Here is a 17,512-nt window from a genome sequence, read left to right as displayed (position 1 = left end):
GAACGATATTCGCGTCTTCCTGCAATGANGTAAACGCTCGGTCAGCAGAGTTCCAGATGCCGTAATGGGCTCTGCTCCGACAAGGGGGATGGTGGGCTGTCCTCGATAGATGATGAAACGGGGTCACGACTTGGGTGGGCGCCAAGCATCTGGCGACGGAGAAAGCCGTGAAGAACGGAATGACGTGTCATTAGAACTGAGTTCGCCGTCAGGAGGGCGTGTGAGATAGAAGGGCTTTGCGGGGAGGATTTCTGGATCATTTTAGCGACGAGGCGAAGATGAAGCAGAAATCCGGAGCCGGCAGAACGAGAAGACATCGGTGCCAAACCGGGCAGTATTCAGCTGAAGAGAAGATGCCCGAAGGATCGCGGGGCGAGGGAGAATATCTCCAGCTATAAAGCCGGGCTAAGGGGCTCGAAAAGGGCCTGCAATGTATACGCGGCGCTCCGCATCACCCCCAACTACTACCTACCGCGATCTCGAGCCGTCGGCTTCGTCGAACATTATTTCGCGATCATGAGAGCGTCGACAAACCGACAAACCTGCGCCGGCCGATGTCTACTTCGGCAGGGCCGAAACGCAAGCCCATCAAGTACAACACCATTGCAAAGCGCAGCCTGCAGCGTCAATCCGCAGGACTGTCAAACTATAACCCCAATATCTCCCTTCTCGAAGATCGTGATCAGTGTCAAATTACCTGACGACGGACAGTCAATCATGTGGCAGTTCGACCGGTCTTTCGCCGTCGGAACAGAACCGATGAGGCGAACGCTCTGGCGTTCGGCCTCCGCACGGCGTTTTTCACGTTGCTGTGCCATTTTTCTGAAGCGCAAGGTCCACATGGGTTGCCAGAAGGTCGCCTACCGCCTGTGCCGCGAAGGGCAGCGGAGTATTGCCGGAAGAGATCAGGCATGCCGTCACATGGATCGGGGGATCTATCGAGATCAGCCTCAGACGGCCATGTCCCGGTATGTCAGAGAAGACGATCCTCGGAACGATCACATTGCCGATGCCTGCATTGACCAGGGAGAGCGCGCTGGCGAACGTGTCGACTTCCGCGATGCAATTGGGAGTCAAGCCGACCCCTTGGAACGCGCGGTCCAACGCGCTGCGAACTGTGTTGGGCCGCGTCGGCAACACAAGAGGAAAATGAGCCAGCCGCTCGAGCGAAATGGTATGCGCGATATCTTCGGCAAACAGAGGTCCAACCAGCGATAGTGGCTGATGAAAAAGCGGCTGCCGAGTAAGGCCTTGGATAGGCTCATCTTCCAGAAGGAAGCAGAGATCGAGCGCGCGCGATGCGATAAGCGATCTCATGCGCAGAATGTCACCCGTAACCAGACGGAGGTGCACTTTCGGCAGGATCATCCGGCAGGCTTCCATAAACTCGCAAGCCCAGCACACCGCAAACCCCGACGACATGCCAAGCCTTACCAGACCTTCCGGTTCTCCTGCCACCGACCGGACGACGCGGCCAAGCTGCTCCACCTGCCCAATGATCGAAGCCGCTTCACGATAGAAGATTTCGCCCGCGGCGGTTGGACGAATGCCGCGTTGACTGCGCTGGAGCAGTGCGACGCCAAGCTCGGCTTCAAGGGCAGTCATTTGCTGACTGAGGGCGGGCTGCGCCACGTGCAGCATGCCTGCCGCCCCCGTAAAGCTACCGGCATCCACGATGCCCAGGAAATAACGGAGATGACGAAGTTGCATGAAGTTAGCGGACATCAGTCGCGTTCGATTCGCTCGGTCGATTCAAGCCTGATCAGGATATCCGGACTCGCCTATCAGCCCGGATATCGTGCCGGCACCGAACGACCAAACCGACCGATGAAGATCAGGCAATATTCCGAATGATACCATTGAGTGCGTCGTGAACCGCCTTGATGATGGTGGAGTTCAAGTTCAACAGCGTCGTGTGCTTGCTCATTGAGAGCTGAAACCGGAGCTGATCCATGGTATCGTCCGGGTTCATGGTTGCCATACGTTCTCTCACATTGCGTTCCGATTGGGCAACGGATTGCCCAATCGAGCTGGTTATGCTGCCGAAATCCATTTCACCTCTCATTACTCAGCGGACTATTTCGCGGTGATGACCCATCCATGTAGCATCAACGACTTCTGTCGCGCAATCTATTGCATCGAGCAGCGCCTGCAGTGCTTCGAACTGCCGCATCGTGACGCCGCTATCGATGTCACGTTTCAGAGACCGCCTCCAGTTCTGGAGGTCCTCATTGATGGCAGCTCTGCTGGAGCCATCAACGTCGTTTAGCAGCTTCTTTTCCAGCTCAAGCACGATTGACTCCTTTTCACCGTTGATCATCCTCTGTTAACCACTCTGGGTTGCCTCGATAGAGCATGCGAAGGTTCGATTCTCCGACACGGACGACGAGTCCGTCGTGGTCGATGGCAGCAATCTTGCCGATGTGATCGATGCTATCGCCCACTNTTCAACTGCACTCCGTTCTCAACCACGACGAAAGGTGTGCGGCCCAGGTGCANCCCCTCGCACCGCGGGCAATACCATCAGCTCGCACCGCGACTCGAGCCGGATAAAGGGCTTGAATCTTTCCTCGAACCGGGCGGCAACGTCCTTCCACTCATCGTATGTAGCCGAGGTCAGCGTTCCGGACACGGATACGATATCGGGCCTTACGGTGATGCGGATGGACCGGCGGAGTTCTGCGGACGCCGCCCCCAGCAGAAAAGCGCGTGCACGATCGGGTGTTGCCACTTCATCATTGGTCTTGTAGATGCCCGGGATGTCCTGCCGCAGACGACGAAGGGCCGCGTCTAATTTGGCATCGCTCCGAGCGTACCCTATCACTGTGAGTTCGCCTGCACCTTCTACGCGAACCTGACCGTCGATATCAAACGCGTGTAAGATCGTAGCCGCGAGATCGATGAGCCTTGCGTCAGATGATTTGGCAGTGGCCGGTCGCTTTGCTGCAAGCTCAGCCGCGCGTCTGGGCTCCTGCCAGCCAGACCGGCTCTTGTTGGTATTCGCTCCGGGCTCCGGGTCGATCGCCAGCTCGCCGGCAGTCGACGGAATATTGACGTCGGGTGCGATCTCCGGCCCACGAGGATCAGCCGTCTGCGTCTCGATCGGTTGAATCCCCGGAGCGGTAGGAAAGGCCCGGGAGTGGAGCCGGTCCATCCTCGCCCAAGCGCCACCTACTATCAAGAGGAGGCCACAAACCACTGCCCCTAGCCGCAATCGCCGCGGTATCCAGCCCACTGCGAGATGTGTTCGCCTTCCCCAGGCCAATGAGTCTGTCGCATCTGAAGCGGCCCTGCTTGCATCTCCCCCCTGGCGCTCGAGTACCGAATCCCCCTCAGGAAAGCCGAGCCCGACAGGACCGAGGCTAAAGATTGTGCGGCCAACACGAACCGGGGTAAACGGATCAATGAAAGTCGGATTGTTGGCAGTGCACTCCCTACCGTTGATCAGCACGCCCGGCGCGAACGCAGTGATCTGGATTTTCCCCGACTCGTTAACAACACGAATATGCGACCCGACGAGTTCCGGATCGCCGAAGGTGAGGTCATCCGTATCATGGTTACCGATGAGCCACGCTCCCTCGCCCAGCCATGTCTCCGCGCCCAGGTTTGGCCCGGACAGGACGCGCAAAGTGAGCTTGGCCTGTTCACCGGTAAAAGCATTCTTGTCTGTCGGCATGTTCGTCACTGAATCGCAATTCGCGCCAAGGGCTGCACGGAGATGTCAGGAGTAAGCTCCTGATAGGAGAGCACCGGGAGCTCGTACAGATCGACCTCGACCAGCTTGCGGACGTATCGACGGATATCGATCGAGGTGAGTAGCACGGGCTTGTACGGCAGCGATTCAACGATGCCGGCGGCATCCTTTATCTTGCCAACGATCTGTTGCGTGGTCTGCGGATCGAGAGCGAGATAGCTTCCGGCAGACGTCTGTCGAATTGCCTTGCGCACTATGTCTTCCACATCCGCCGTCAAAATGTAGGCCGGCAACAGATTTGTACCGGCACAATGCTGAAAGCAGATCTGCCTCTTGAGCGCGCCACGCACATACTCGGTTAGCAGGACTGTATCCTTCTCGTTTTGTCCCCATTGGACCAACGTGTTGAGGATGGCGCGCATGTTTCGCAGCGAAACCTGCTCCGAAACGAGCCGTTTAAGCACCTCGGCAATTTTTTGCAGAGGGACCAGGCGCAACGCCTCCTTCACGAGTTCCGGAAAGGATACCTCCGCCTGTTTCAAAAGCGCTTTCGTTTCCTGGATACCGATGAACTCATCGGCGTGCCGACGCACGATTAGACCAACATGGCAGGCGAGAATCTGGGGTAATTCCAGATACGGGATGCCCGCCGCTCGCAGCGACTCAAGATGTGCGACGTCAACCCAGACGGTCTCGATCTGAGGCAAAAATGAGGGATCCTCCACGACACATGGAATGTCCACCATTTCGAGGCCCTCGGGAGCATCACGCGCCAGGACGTGTTGGGGCCGCAATCGTCCCGATCCGTATGGAACTTCATTTAGCCTGATAATGTATTCGCCCTTGTGACAATCATCGCTTAGTCGGACATTGATCACTGGAACCGGAACGCCAAGGTCGAGCATCAACCCCTGCCGCGTGGCCACCAATGCTTTATCAAGCATGTCCGGCTGAATCATCGTCAGGACATCCCGGTCAACGTCGATCATCAACGGCACAGTAAGCATGATGCCATTGCTGCCCGCTTTGTTTGCATCAGAGGCCTCAGTCGAACTCGTCGACAGGGCTCCCCCGCTGAGTGGCTGACCGTGCAAGTCGGTGCGCAATAGCTGGCCACGACGCTGCAGCAGCCAGCCGGCCCCACCCACCGCGACCGCCAAAACGATAAAAATCAATGTCGGAAAGCCGGGCACAAGGGAGAACAGGACGAGCATGAATGCTCCAACCATGAGTGCACGTGGTTGCGCACTCAGTTCATTGCCGATTGCATTGCCGAGGTCTGCGCTGTTGTCTTCGGAGCTTACTCTCGTGACGATGAATCCTGCCGTGATCGAGGTGAACAGCGCCGGAATCTGACCGACGAGACCATCGCCAATGGTCAAGGTCGTATAGACTTCAAGCGCCTCGGAGAATCCCATCCCCCTTTGGAGCGAACCAATCGTGATCCCGCCAATGATATTCACGATAATGCTGATCAGGCCCGCGATCGCGTCTCCTTTGAGGAACTTCATGGCGCCGTCCATGGCACCGTACAACTGACTTTCGCGCTCTATGGCAGCACGGCGCCTGCGCGCCTCTCGCATGTCGATGCTGCCAGCTCGCAAATCGCCATCGACGCTCATCTGCTTTCCCGGCATGGAATCCAGAGAAAAACGTGCAGCGACTTCGGCAACGCGCTCTGATCCTTTGGTGATGACGACAAACTGTACAATTGTCATGATCAAGAAGGTGACCGCGCCTACGACGAGATTGCCAGCTACAACAAAGTTACCGAAGGTCTTGATGATCTGGCCAGCATCCGCGTGAAGCAGGATGGTGCGAGTTGCCGCAATACCGAGCGCCAGACGAAACAGCGTTGCCAGCAAAAGCACCGATGGAAATGAGACGAATGCGAGTGGCGATTTGATGTAGACCGCCACCATCAGCAGGAGGGCTGCAATTCCCAGATTGACCGCTTGCAGCACATCCATAAGTACTGACGGAAGCGGAATAATCATCATGAAAACGATCGTGATCAGCAACATCACCAGAACAATGTCGTTACGGCCGGTCGCGATGGTCAGCAGTTTGTCGAGTGGCTTCATCTGATCAACCTAGTTGCAACGTGAAAATGCCCAGTCCATAGTCAGAGGCGCAACACACTGCTGACAATGGCTCGCTCTGGCCCTGAGCAGACTGCCGAACCGCCTTCAAACCCTCCAGAGTAGCAAATTTGAACCCTGCCGGCCGATTGGCTGCGTGCAAGCCGCCAACTCGCCCGGGTCGCAACAGTAGCTCTCATGTTTTCTCGCTAGTTTGTCGGAGGCCCGCGGTCTTTGGACTAGACGACAGGCACACGCGATCGCGCCAGCGGGACAAGCGGCCGAGCGTATCGCCATCAGCCTAACCGCACGATCTGCATCGACGTATACCGCCAGGATCCGATGCACCATGGATGAGATCGACCGCTAGACTCGCCAAATCCAACGTCGTATCGACGCTCGCCTGATCTCCTCCCCTAGCCTTCGTTTCCCTGCAATTCTTCGAACTCCAAGGCCGCCCCTGCTCGCGGCGTGTCCACAGCGGCCCTGTTATCGCAAACCTGCTCCGGCCTCCCCATCGCGGCATCGCGCAACGCGCGCGCCAGATGTTCGCACTTATCGAATTGCTTGCCTGTTTGACGCACGACGTTGCATGCCTCGTCGCGCGCCTGCCGGGCCTGATCGGCTTCCGCGAATGCCTTCTCAATGTCCTTTCCGAGCAGCCGGTCGTGATCATGCAGAGAGGTCATTTTTGCCTTCAGAGCGACAAGAGCACCGAGAGCGACAGTTTGTCCGATCACGGAATCATACAAGGCAGCTTCAAGCCGAACACGCTTTTGCCGCCAGGCGCGGTGATTTTTGGCGGCGGTATCCACAGCAGCGACAGCGTCCTCAAGGGCCAGCTGTCGAGCCCGGAGAACATCTTGCTGACGATGATATCGCAATTTCCGCAGCTCCAGGAGACGCGGCACGGCGTCCGAGCTCATCCCACGCATGCTTCAAGCTCCTGGAGCGTGGCTTCGAAGTTCAGCTGCTCACTTGTCGATTGGCGCAGGAACTTCTGTATTTCGTTCCTTCTGGCGATCGCCTCATCCGCGAGCGCGTCGGTTCCGTTCTTGTATTCACCCACGCGAATCAAGAGTTCTACCTCCTGGTACTTCGCCATCAGCTCCCGCAGTCTCCGCGCCATGCTTTCATGCTGCGGAGCCACGATCATGCTCATGACGCGGCTGACGCTCGCAAGAATGTCGATAGCAGGATAGTGGTTCGACATAGCCATGGCTCGCGAGAGCACAATGTGACCGTCAAGGATTGAACGCGTTTCGTCGGCGACGGGTTCGGTCATGTCATCTCCCTCGACGAGCACGGTATAGAAGGCCGTGATCGACCCACGAGCATTGTTGCCCGCACGTTCCAAAAGTTGCGGCAGAGTCGCGAACACTGATGGCGGGAAACCATGCCGGGTTGGTGGCTCACCCGCTGCGAGGCCGATCTCCCTGTGCGCCCGCGCAAAACGCGTTAGCGAATCCATGAGAAGCAGCACGCGTTTGCCTTGATCGCGAAACCATTCAGCTATTGCCGTGGCCAAATAGGCCGCCTTGGCGCGCTCCATAGCGGGCCGGTCGGACGTCGCGACAACAAAAACCGCTTTGGTTCGCGATCCCGAGCCGAGCTGCGTGATGAACTCTTGTACCTCCCGTCCGCGCTCGCCGATAAGTGCTATGACCGCGACGTCAACTTCAGCGCCCCGTATGAGCATCGACAGCAGTGTGCTTTTGCCGGCGCCTGCAGCGGCAAAGATACCGACGCGTTGCCCTTCCCCGCACGTCAGCAGGGCATCGATCGCCCGTATACCGACCGGAAGAACCTGATCTATGCTACGCCGGGTTAGCGGATCCGGTGCGCTGCCATGAACCGGCACGTGGGCCTCCGCGATCATGGGCCCATGAGTGGTTGCATCGAGCGGGCGGCCAAGGCCATCAAGTACCCGACCGAGCAGGTTCCAGCCCGCCGGCACCAGCAGGGCCTTTCTCGTCGGAATCACCTCCGTAAGGGTAGAAAGTCCCCGCATTTCCCCGAGCGGCGTCAGAACGGCAACATCGCGCTGGACACCGACGACCTCGGCGGTCAGTTCACGGCTATTTTTGGGATCGCGGAGTGCACACAAATCCCCGATACGCACTCCAGGAGCCGTCGCACGGATGATCGTTCCAACGACTTGAAGGACACGACCGCGGACATTCATGGTCGGCGTTTGCTCAACCGCTCTGCTCGCGAACCGGAAGAACCGATCGATGCTTTCATGCGAACAACCTAGGGGATCTAGCGCCGTTGACGGCTCGGCTGGCTCCGAGATCACTTCGACGCCTCCAGGCTCTTGCGAAGGCCGGTTTCGATCAACGTTAGCTGGCTTTCGATCGTCGCGTCGACCAGTCCGGCATCGGTCTCGAGAATACACCCGGCATCATTGATCCGCGGGTCAGAAACAACTTCGACGACTGCGCGCGACGTGACTGCCGAGACTATCTCGTCTATCCGCCCGCGAACCGTCTCGACCAGCGACGGTGCCACTCGCAGCCGAACGACAGGGCTGTGGCCCACGACGCGCAGGCTTCGCAGCGCGATCTGCAGCGCGGCCTCGTCTGGCGCCGTCATGTCGATGATCCGGCGGGCGATCTGCAGGCCGAGGTCCACGATCCTTTCCTTGTTTTGCTCCATGACCTGCAGCGACGCTACGGCGATCGCGGCCAAGCGCTGTTGAATTTTCAGTTGCGCGTCCTTGAGCCCTGCTTCTCTGGCGGCCGCTTCAATCCTGCTTGCGGACACGCGCGCTTCGTCAACAAGCGCCTCTGCATCGCGCTGCGCCTGGGTCAGGAGTTGCTCGGCCTGCAGGAGTGCCTGCGCGCTTGCCGCCGGCAAAATTCGCCCTGGTCCGAGAATACTGATCGTCTCGGTCGTCAATCGAACCAGTGCGACCATAGGGCCATCCTTTTGCGGACCAACCGCCGCATCGCATGAAAGGCGTCCTCTCCGGCACTGTCGTTACGACAGGCGTTAGCCGCCACCATCCAGATCGACGCAGGGCTGCGTAATCTCAGTCGGACCTGCAGTGTATCGGGGATGCAGCCCATTGCGAGGCCGAACATTGCAGCTCCGCAGTGGAGCAATTCTGTAGGCCCGTTCGGCAGCTTGGAAGCACCGATGGCCGACATCAGTCCGGCGGTCGGTCGTGGCAGCAGCGCGGCTTGGAACGCGAATGCGAAGGCGTCTTCTCCGAGTACGGAACGTGCTGCGACGACATCGGCGTTGCGGAGCTGACCGACAAGACTGGGCGCCCCGGTCCACGCCGCGGCAAGGCACATGAGGCGCACGGCGTCCGATACCGGCAAAAATGCGAACCGGGTCCGCGGCGCTTGGCCAGCGGAGATGATGGCCGACGCCCCCCTATCTTGGTCGCAAAGCAGCTGATCTCCAAGTCTCATACGGATGAACGAATCTGCCCATGCAGGCTCCCGCGGCAGCCAATCGGGCCAATCCTTGACTATAGCGTCATCGAAGTCGGCCGCGGGATCGGCGATGCAGCGCATCATCGCTCCCGCCCACGGCCTGTGAAGCCAGTTGTCAAAAATTGCTACCGATCCTGTCGCGATCATCGCGGGATTACTCGCTTGCATTGATCTATGGCGCCGCACGATTCGTTGTGGGGCTAACTCGCTTCCGCCACACGCGAAAGACAAGAACTGCATTGCCGATTAGCGATATCACCAGCCCAGCCACGAGTCCGAGCAGGAGATAGAGCGGGGCGCTGGCCTCGGCGGCGACGGGAGGCGCGTCGAGTGGCGGCAAGCCGCTATCGCTTTGAGCTGCCTCGACGAGCGTAACCGAGACCCCATCGTAAGACACGCCCTTCAAGCTATTTGCGACCAACTCCTTGATCTTCGGTACGATCTGATCAACGGCAGTACCGGCCTTATAACGGACCAACACAGCAGCAGTTGAGGGAGCAGGTGGGACGCGATCGTCTATCGTATGTTCGGGCAGGACGGCATGGACGCGGGCACTGAACACGCCATCGATCCTGGAGAGCGTCTCCGACAATTCCTGCGTCGTGCCATGGATAAATCGCACACGCTCCTCCGTTGGCGATGACAACATACCCTCTTTCTTGAAGAGGTTGCCCAAGTCGGCAAGCCGATCGCGAGGCAATCCAGCGCCATCTAGTACACTCATGGCACGCGGCACGTCTTTTGTCGAAACATTCAGCGAGGCAGCCCCGCTATGCTCCGCCACTCGCTCGACATCGATGCCGTGCCGCATCAGCAATGCGAGCATTTCGTTGGCGTCACGCGCCGGAAGATTGCGATAAAGCTCGATCTTTGCTCCGCACCCTGCCAATGCGAACGTCGCAAAAAGAATCAACGCGCGCTTCAACACCAACGCCACACTCGCACAACGGTTGTTCACTGACTCTTCAGGAGAGTATCAAGGCTTTGCACGGCTTTCCCGACCACCTTCGACGCGATATCGTATTGCAGCGTCAGCGCTGACAGGGTGGATTGCGCGTTCAGCCACTCAGTCGAACGGAACTCGCCGGAGGCATAGCCTTCCGCGACCTCGGCCGCGACTTTCGCAGCGTCGCCGAAAGAGGCGCTTAGTTTCTCCATTCCACTGAGGATATCGTCAGATACCCGGACACGACCAGTCAGCCCCTCCTCGGTTGGGGCAAGATCAGTGACCACCGCGAGATCATTATTCGATGGCGATAGCGCTGGCCGATCGAGCGCCGAACGAAAGGCCTCGACCGAGTCGCTCGGCGCCCTTGGTGCCACCGGCCTCCCAGTCGCCGGCGGCACGGCCTCAAGTAGCGCCACGATCCCATTCACACCGCTCATTGACTGAACCTCCTGCATGTACTTTCGCTACACCACCTAAAGCAGCAATAAGTCCATCGAGCGAAAGATCGTTGCGAGAAAGACGCCGAAGCACAGCATCCCGCTCGCTTAAGCGTCCAACAACCCCAAGAGCCAGCGCCTGAAATGCCATTCCATAGGGATCATTCGCGCGGGCAAGAGGGTCGAGGCGCTCCAGCGCCGCTTCAACGTCGTTTGCCGCCAGATCGACGAGCACGCAAGCAATGACGGCCTCCCGACCGCCTGGGGCAACCACATCGATTCCCCTGGCAATCCGCCTCGCTCGCTCCACGTCGTTTTTAACACAAGCCAGAAACGCAACCTCGGTCAGAGGCCGCAGGAGAGGGTGCCGGCTTTCTGGCGTGGNCAAACGGGACCAAATGAGACATAACAACGAGTTGTCCTTATACCGCTTTAAANCCCGCCTCATCCGCCAGAAAGCAGCGAGGCCCTCACCGGAGAGTTCCACTTGCTGCGGGCTGTTTTGGCCACCACATCTGATACCGCTGAGCGCGTTAAGCATTCGGATGAAGTTCTGCCGCCCAGCATGCCGTCGCCCAACGATTAACTGTTTGAGCGGTTCTAGTCCGCGGCACGATCGAGTGGAAATACCGTTCGGAGATGGAAGCATAGTGAATGCATATGGACGGTAACTCCTGACCAAACTGAAGACCGCGCAAGAAGGGAGTAAGGCTATGGACATGGCGGACAACGCCGACGCGCTGACCACTTGCCCGCAGAAGTCGCACAGAGAGAGTCTCAGACAGCGTCATAGAAGGACATCAGGAGGAGCAGTCGGTTTCCAACTAACAAACCGGGTCAAGGGCACCGTCAGATTAAGGACTGGACCAGTTGGGGGCTAGGCGACGGGCCGCGACGCTCTTTATCGTCGCCATCGCTTCCTACCCGAAGTGATCAGCTATCTCGTTTGGTGGCATTGACGTGAGCTATAAAGCCGTGCGCCGGTGGAGACGGAGTTTCGGCAGGGCGTTCTCCGCTCGGATCCGCCAACGCGCTCCCGATCGCGGCGAGAATGGCATCTAGATCTAAGATTTTGGTACTCTCGTTGCGATTCTACATTCACCGTGAGATTTAAGCCCACTCTTTGAGTTGCGCATTGCGCCCTTGGTCAACGATCTTTTCAGATGCAGCCCTCAAGCGCTTCCGGCGGAGTGACTTCAACCCGAACGCCGACTGCCGCGGTCGAGTGAGCGCCGACTAACAGGAGGCCGCTCTGGGCGACGTTAGCACGTTCGGAGTTCTGATCCATGCAGTCGTGGCTGGCGCAGTCTTGCGTTCGCTGGATACACACCGTCCGTTCATCCAAAATCCAGGTGAGGAATGACCTTGAACTGTAGCCTCGCTTGCAAGCTTGAAGATTGCGAATTTCTTGCGTACGGCTCGCGAACGGACAACGGGCCGCCGTCGGCCCGTCGATGCTTGATCCGTTCCTGTTATTGCAGAAAAACGTGAATGTCGCTCTGCTTGCCTGATGCCCCCAGTGTGGCCATGTAGGGCACCCCATGGATACTGATATTGATCTGGGGTCGGGCCGCGCTTGGCAGCACGTTATACCAATGCATTCCGCGCATGAGGTCTTGTGGCGCCCGTTGATTGCCGTGTTGCCAACTCGGCGGGACAAATGCTCCTAATTCTTGCGGATACGGCATGTACTGTGATGCACCGAAGATCGATGCCCCGAGGCTTTCCTCAAATGATGGTGGGTGACTTTCCACTGGCGGATAGGCCGGTCTCGGCGAGAAGTTCGCCATATTCCAGCTATCGGCGGCAGGCTGGCCTGCTTGATCCCCTTCATGCCAAAACGGCGTCGGCAAATCTTGTACCCAGGTTGAGTTCGACGAGGCCGAGCCGACAAATTGTGTTGAGGGCCCCGGTCGATCCGCCGCAACCGCCCCTTGCCCACTGCTCAGACGTATTTGAAGTTGCTCCCGATTGACGACGAGGTTGTCTAGGGCTAGCGCGCCTGGCGATCGGCCTCGCGCCAATCCTTGAACCAGCGCCCGCGTGCCATCCACGACAAAGACGCCGCAATCAAAGCCGTTCTCCTGTTGCCTCATGGGCGCATCTCGCAAATCGGCTCCCACCCGGGCTGCGAGCATTGCTGCAGGTCGGGCATTGTATTCGACGGAGGAGTTGTAATGATAAGCAACCGGCCTGTCTCGATCGCGGCGATCTACTAGCAGCAACGACCAATGGGAGCCGCGGCGACTGCGGTCCGTAGCGCTCGCATCATTCACCGGCATGAACAGGAAATCGGCCGTATCGATTCCATTGCGATCGTTGACAATGCGATGGAATGCGTTCAGGGCGATGCCGTCTGTACCCTGGCCCACCTGAAAGGCGATGAGCGGATCGACGAACCGCGTCCGGGCAGCGAGGTCGGGATTACTTTGGCGCAACTCCTGCGACAGAAGTTCGTAGTCCCGCTGGATATGCTCGTCACCCAGCCACTGCCTTGCACCAAGCGACAATCCGCTGCGGCCCTGGCTCGACGCATCAACCTGCTCCAGCGGCCAGGTTGATCCGATCCCGACGGGTTGATCCGACCGGGAACGACCGGCCGGACCTGCTTCCTCCTGCTCGCTTGACTCGCCAGAAGACAAATCCACAACCGCGTCCGCCTCAACTGCTTCCTTGAATCGCTTGAAACTCAGGTTGGTTTTGCCCATAATTTCGGTGAATTGCTGGAAATCTATTTTCAAAGACCATCTCTGCATTTCATCGCTGTTGATCCGGCTCGCTATGCTTCCCTTATTCTTTCTTTGGAGCCAGTCACTAAACTTCCGTTGATGGTTGGCCACATTCCAGGCAACCCTCCTCCTGGAAGCCTCGTTCTTTTTGAGCTTGCTCAGGGCTTTATTGACCATGCCATCGATGATGCGAGCATCGTCGGGATAAGGATGATACCCATCATGCTTCCTTTGGGGCTCGGCGCCAAAGTAGAGCCGAAGCCGACCAAGATTCACGCTTATTTCTCCGTGGGCTTTTGTAAATTCCCTGTAATCGTCGTCCAACGACTGCCGCTGCTCATCGCTGCCGGTGAGTCGGCTCACTATGCTCTCCCTGTTCTCCCTTCGGAGCCAATCGCTAAACCTACGTTGCCTGCTGGCAGTTTGGTGGGCTTTAATTCTTTCGTCGGGTTCAAGCTTACTCAAATCCTCACGACATACCGCATCGATGACGCGGCTGTCATCGGGATGTGGATCATGTGTTTGACGCCCCATCAGGCGGGCCCCTGGTCCGACGGCTTTGAGTTCGCGCTCGCCCGGCTCAAATCTCCGGAGATGAGACAGCGCCGACTTCAGAAGGTTATGAGCGTCCCCACCGCTTGCCCTGTAGTCCTCTATATCAGCGGCTAGTGACTCTGGATCATTAAAAACACGAGAAGCCATCGAAGCCCTGCTCTCTGCTCGGAGCCAACGAGCAAGCCCCCTAAGAACTCCTGCATTGGTCCAGATGGTACCGTCAGGCACCCTTCCGTCCCCTCGGCCGATGCTACCGTCGGGCAAAATTTCGTACCTTCGGACCGCCTCCACGAACTGATCAATGTAGCGCTCGTCGTCGGGATGCATTCCCGCGCGCTTGGCGAAATCCATGCGGAGCTCTGTATGGACCACATCCTCCGAATAGGCCACATCGGACATCGAGCCTTCGGACCACTTTTTGTCACGACGATTCATCCCGAAAGCTTTGCCGAGCCCTGATTTGATACGAGAAAGCAATCTCCGGCCGTTGCCATCTTTCGCCCGGGTTGCAGCCGGCTGCACCTCCGAAGGCGCTGTGTAGCGCATGCTATTGAATGGTTTGCCACTCAAGTCAGACCGCGAGGCCGTCGTAGCCGAAGGAAGGTGAGCGCGAGGAATATCGACGCTATGCCGCGAACTGCCGAGCCAGCCCCCCCGTAGGCTTGACTGGGGCGGCATCCGCATCGAACCGCCGACGTCACTGCTCCGCCTCCCTGCAGAGGGCTCCGCGGGACTGCTATCAGGAAAACTCCCACCCTCTTCAGGCTCACTGAGCTGCAAGCCACTCAGCTGCTCTTCGACGCTCTGGTGCTCAGCAGGCCCGGCCTGCGAGTGCTGCGATGCCTGCTGCATGTACCATCTATTCCAAGAGTCGGCGTCCGGGAAAAAGCCGCCGCCATGAAAATTCACACTACTCTCCCTCGATCACAGACGCTCGTTCTCTAGCCTCGGCAGCAGAAGGCTGAGCCACTCGCTTGCCTCGAATAACAGGCGGCCAGTCTACTCCTGGTGCCGCGACATACGGCTGAGCCGACCAGAAAGATCGGCAGTCATTCACCGCTACACGAATTTCACTACAGAAAAAAAATAGGCATTCATTATGAGAGAATATCTTACGCCTATGATCCAAACCGGATTGTCAGCCTTCACCTTTCATCGCCTAGTTATAGTCCGGCCTGAGCAGCATTCTCGAGTTCGATGCAGCGAATCTTGGAATTGAAATATTTGAGCAGCTGCGCGACAACGCAGGATCCTCTACCGAGCGAACGAGAGTAGCTTGGCAACCGCTTCATGGCGGATAACCTGACGCTCGTCAGCTTATCGACAGCTGAGCTTCCTAGCGTGCGAACGTCTCGATCTAGCCGATAGAGCCGCCTAATCGGCTGAGACCAAAGATGTCATGGAGTTCAATGAATACAGAACGGGCCCACTCTCGCGCTGGCATATCTTTCGAATCCGAAAGCACCGAGCCAACGTCTGGGGCCGCTGGGCAGTCCCCATCATGCCTGACCCAGTGGGCGTCAGCCCTGACGCGGTGGGTGACAGGAGCGGCCGCCGCCGATCTCGTCTCGTCGCAGGACCGCGTCCTGGCGATCTGGGCAGCGGAAGAGGGGCAGGGCGAAGACGAGAATCGGCAAGAGGGGGTCAACCGGACGAGGGCATGGCGGGACGAAGGTGATGTCGGAGACGAGCTGAATTTGTCGTCATTGTCCCTGACCGCCTTGCCAGCCTCACTCTTGCCCAGGCTCCGGACCCTCAATGTCATCGGTAACCAGTTGAGCAGCCTGCCGGCCCGGCTTCCGGGCGGACTCCGGGACCTCTACGCCTCTGACAACCGGCTGACCAGTCTGCCCGCCCTTCCGGGCAGGCTGCGGCACCTCCACCTCATGGCCAACGAGCTGGCCAGCCTGCCGGCAGAGCTGCCATCCAGGCTCCGCAGCTTGACCGTCGATAGTAATCAGCTGACCGATCTGCCCGCCCTTCCGGCAACGATCGAGGAGTTCTCCGCCAGCAATAACCAGCTGACCAGCCTGCCCGATCTTCCAGCCAGGCTCCGCCGCCTGGATGTCAGCGAAAATCAGCTGACCAGCCTGACCAATCTTCCAGCCAGACTGCGCTACCTGGACGCAAGCGACAACCAGCTGACAAGCCTGCCCGACATTCCGGCCAGAATTGGATACCTGAACGGCAGCGAAAATCGGTTGACCAATCTGCCCGAGACACTCCCGGTCGGCCTTGAAATGCTCGGCGCCAGTAACAACCAGCTGACCGGGCTGCCCGAGCCTGCTGACGCAGCTCGGCAGCGCGTCCAGCATCGACCTGCGGTCTAATCCGATACCGGCCCCGGTGCTGGCCGATTTGGCGTCAGCCACGCGTGGCGCGGATTATGCCGGCCCGGGGGTCATGCTGTCGATGCCGCTACAACCGGTGGAACATCAGCCGCGGCTCCTGCACGAGGTTGTCGCGGACTGGCTCGCGGACGAGCCCGGCGCAATAGCCGCCTGGCAGGGCTTCGCCGCAGAGCCGGGTGCGCAGGACTTCGCACTCTTTCTCGAAAGGCTCGCGGGCACCGTGAACTATGGCCATCAGGCGTTCCGCGACCAGGTAGTCGAGAATCTGCTACAGGCCACGATGAGGCCGCAGCTGCGCGAGCAGTATTTCGAGCTGGCCAATGGAGCGACTGCGTCCTGCGAGGACCGCATCACTTTGACTTGGAACGGTATGCAGACCGCACGCCTGAATGCCGATGTCAAGGATGGGCTTTATGACAATCAGCTCGACCAACTGCTCCAACACGGCCGTGTCATGTTTCGTTTGGAGGCGCTTGACGATATCGCACGCGAGACGGTCAGCTCGCTCCGGCGTGCCGACCCGGAGGCCAATATCGACGAGATCGAGGTCTATCTTGCCTATCAGACCCAGCTACGGGACCGGCTGGAACTGCACCACATCGCCCCTGATATGCGCTTCTTGAATCTCTCTGACGTCACGGCGGACGACGTTGCCAGGGCTGAGACGTCGGTGCGGGAACAGGAAGCGGCGGGTTTCGCGGATTTTCTAGCAACGCGCTGGGAGCCTTGGGAAACGGTGATAAAGCGGATCGCCCCCGATGATCATGCCGCGATGCGGGACCGGCTTGCCGATACAATGGGAGATGAGTTTACGACGCGCTTGAACGAACGACTCGCGGAGCCTGGCCTGACGGATGATGTCGATGCCCGGCGGGTGGTCGGAGCCCAGATCCTCAGCGAAATCGCCCGCGAGATCAAAGGCGAGCTGATGCATAAGGTTCTCCGGGAGCACGGCCTCGAGCTCTGATCGATGCGATAGCCGGTCCGATCATGCAGTCTCGTTTGGTCGTTACGGGACGAGCGATTGTTCAGATTGAATGGATGCGTGCAGTTGCCGTCTGATGACCACCTCCGACCACTTCGGCGTGTTGTTCGCTCGCCGGCCGTACCTAGGAAACCCGCAATTCTAAACTTGCAACCGATGCCAGAGTTCAAGGTCATTGCTCGCCTGGATTTCGAAGAACAGACCATTGGCATAGCCTGGTTGAACTTGATCACGTGCAGGATACTTCGACAGCGCGGCCAATGCCGCTTCATGATTCGCTCAAGT

The 17,512-nt window shown here is 58.6% G+C and carries 14 protein-coding genes and 1 pseudogene; 3 read left to right on the top strand and 12 right to left on the bottom strand.

The features are described from left to right. Positions 1-801 precede the first annotated feature (801 nt). The 11 genes from CQ14_RS25845 to sctI form a co-directional block, all read right to left on the bottom strand. Complete coding sequence (locus CQ14_RS25845) at positions 802-1,725, bottom strand: LysR substrate-binding domain-containing protein (protein ID WP_057860660.1); 924 nt, start codon at positions 1,723-1,725, stop codon at positions 802-804. A 109-nt stretch (positions 1,726-1,834) separates the two neighbouring features. Beyond that, positions 1,835-2,053, bottom strand: coding sequence for an EscF/YscF/HrpA family type III secretion system needle major subunit (locus CQ14_RS25840; protein WP_057860659.1), 219 nt, complete (start codon positions 2,051-2,053; stop codon positions 1,835-1,837). A gap of 15 nt (positions 2,054-2,068) precedes the next feature. Further along, positions 2,069-2,320, bottom strand: a complete 252-nt coding sequence (locus tag CQ14_RS25835) for an EscE/YscE/SsaE family type III secretion system needle protein co-chaperone (protein ID WP_057860658.1) — start codon at positions 2,318-2,320, stop codon at positions 2,069-2,071. A gap of 179 nt (positions 2,321-2,499) precedes the next feature. Then, positions 2,500-3,676: FHA domain-containing protein (locus CQ14_RS48335; RefSeq protein WP_430650217.1), on the bottom strand; the 1,177-nt coding region annotated here is incomplete at its 3' end. A gap of 5 nt (positions 3,677-3,681) precedes the next feature. After that, the gene (gene sctV / locus CQ14_RS25825) at positions 3,682-5,778 is read right to left on the bottom strand and encodes a type III secretion system export apparatus subunit SctV (RefSeq protein WP_057860656.1); all 2,097 of its coding nucleotides are present in this window, start codon (positions 5,776-5,778) and stop codon (positions 3,682-3,684) included. A gap of 413 nt (positions 5,779-6,191) precedes the next feature. Continuing rightward, positions 6,192-6,710: a type III secretion system stalk subunit SctO gene (gene sctO / locus CQ14_RS25820; protein WP_082650038.1), complete on the bottom strand. Its 519-nt coding sequence runs from the start codon at positions 6,708-6,710 to the stop codon at positions 6,192-6,194. Further along, a complete protein-coding gene (sctN, locus tag CQ14_RS25815; protein ID WP_082650037.1) occupies positions 6,698-7,960 on the bottom strand; it encodes a type III secretion system ATPase SctN in 1,263 nt (420 codons plus the stop codon). The genes sctO and sctN overlap by 13 nt, the downstream gene beginning before the upstream one ends. A 110-nt stretch (positions 7,961-8,070) precedes the next feature. Continuing rightward, positions 8,071-8,694, bottom strand: coding sequence for a FliH/SctL family protein (locus tag CQ14_RS25810; protein ID WP_082650036.1), 624 nt, complete (start codon positions 8,692-8,694; stop codon positions 8,071-8,073). Further along, a complete protein-coding gene (locus tag CQ14_RS25805; protein ID WP_156435411.1) occupies positions 8,673-9,368 on the bottom strand; it encodes a hypothetical protein in 696 nt (231 codons plus the stop codon). The genes CQ14_RS25810 and CQ14_RS25805 overlap by 22 nt, the downstream gene beginning before the upstream one ends. A gap of 25 nt (positions 9,369-9,393) precedes the next feature. Next, positions 9,394-10,146, bottom strand: coding sequence for a type III secretion system inner membrane ring lipoprotein SctJ (sctJ, locus tag CQ14_RS25800; RefSeq protein ID WP_199805617.1), 753 nt, complete (start codon positions 10,144-10,146; stop codon positions 9,394-9,396). 29 nt (positions 10,147-10,175) lie between these two features. After that, positions 10,176-10,625 carry a type III secretion system inner rod subunit SctI gene (gene sctI, locus CQ14_RS25795; RefSeq protein WP_057860652.1) on the bottom strand — a complete coding sequence of 150 codons (450 nt, stop codon included), beginning with the start codon at positions 10,623-10,625 and terminating at the stop codon, positions 10,176-10,178. A 911-nt stretch (positions 10,626-11,536) separates the two neighbouring features. On the opposite strand from sctI, the pseudogene CQ14_RS44795 reads away from it, so the two are divergent. Continuing rightward, positions 11,537-11,671 (top strand): annotated as a pseudogene (locus CQ14_RS44795) (IS6 family transposase); the annotation flags it as partial. A 408-nt stretch (positions 11,672-12,079) separates the two neighbouring features. Here CQ14_RS44795 and CQ14_RS25790 read toward each other — a convergent pair. Beyond that, positions 12,080-14,437: a C48 family peptidase gene (locus tag CQ14_RS25790; RefSeq protein WP_245320506.1), complete on the bottom strand. Its 2,358-nt coding sequence runs from the start codon at positions 14,435-14,437 to the stop codon at positions 12,080-12,082. Between the two features lie 992 nt (positions 14,438-15,429). Here CQ14_RS25790 and CQ14_RS46750 point away from each other — a divergent pair. Both CQ14_RS46750 and CQ14_RS46745 read left to right on the top strand, forming a co-directional pair. Then, positions 15,430-16,221 carry a leucine-rich repeat domain-containing protein gene (locus tag CQ14_RS46750; protein WP_245320505.1) on the top strand — a complete coding sequence of 264 codons (792 nt, stop codon included), beginning with the start codon at positions 15,430-15,432 and terminating at the stop codon, positions 16,219-16,221. Between the two features lie 16 nt (positions 16,222-16,237). Then, positions 16,238-17,209: an NEL-type E3 ubiquitin ligase domain-containing protein gene (locus CQ14_RS46745; RefSeq protein ID WP_245320504.1), complete on the top strand. Its 972-nt coding sequence runs from the start codon at positions 16,238-16,240 to the stop codon at positions 17,207-17,209. The last annotated feature ends 303 nt before the right edge of the window (positions 17,210-17,512 follow it).

It is taken from the genome of Bradyrhizobium lablabi (assembly GCF_001440475.1).
Taxonomy (GTDB): Bacteria; Pseudomonadota; Alphaproteobacteria; order Rhizobiales; family Xanthobacteraceae; genus Bradyrhizobium; species Bradyrhizobium lablabi.
This window is presented reverse-complemented; position numbering and strand designations above follow the sequence as displayed.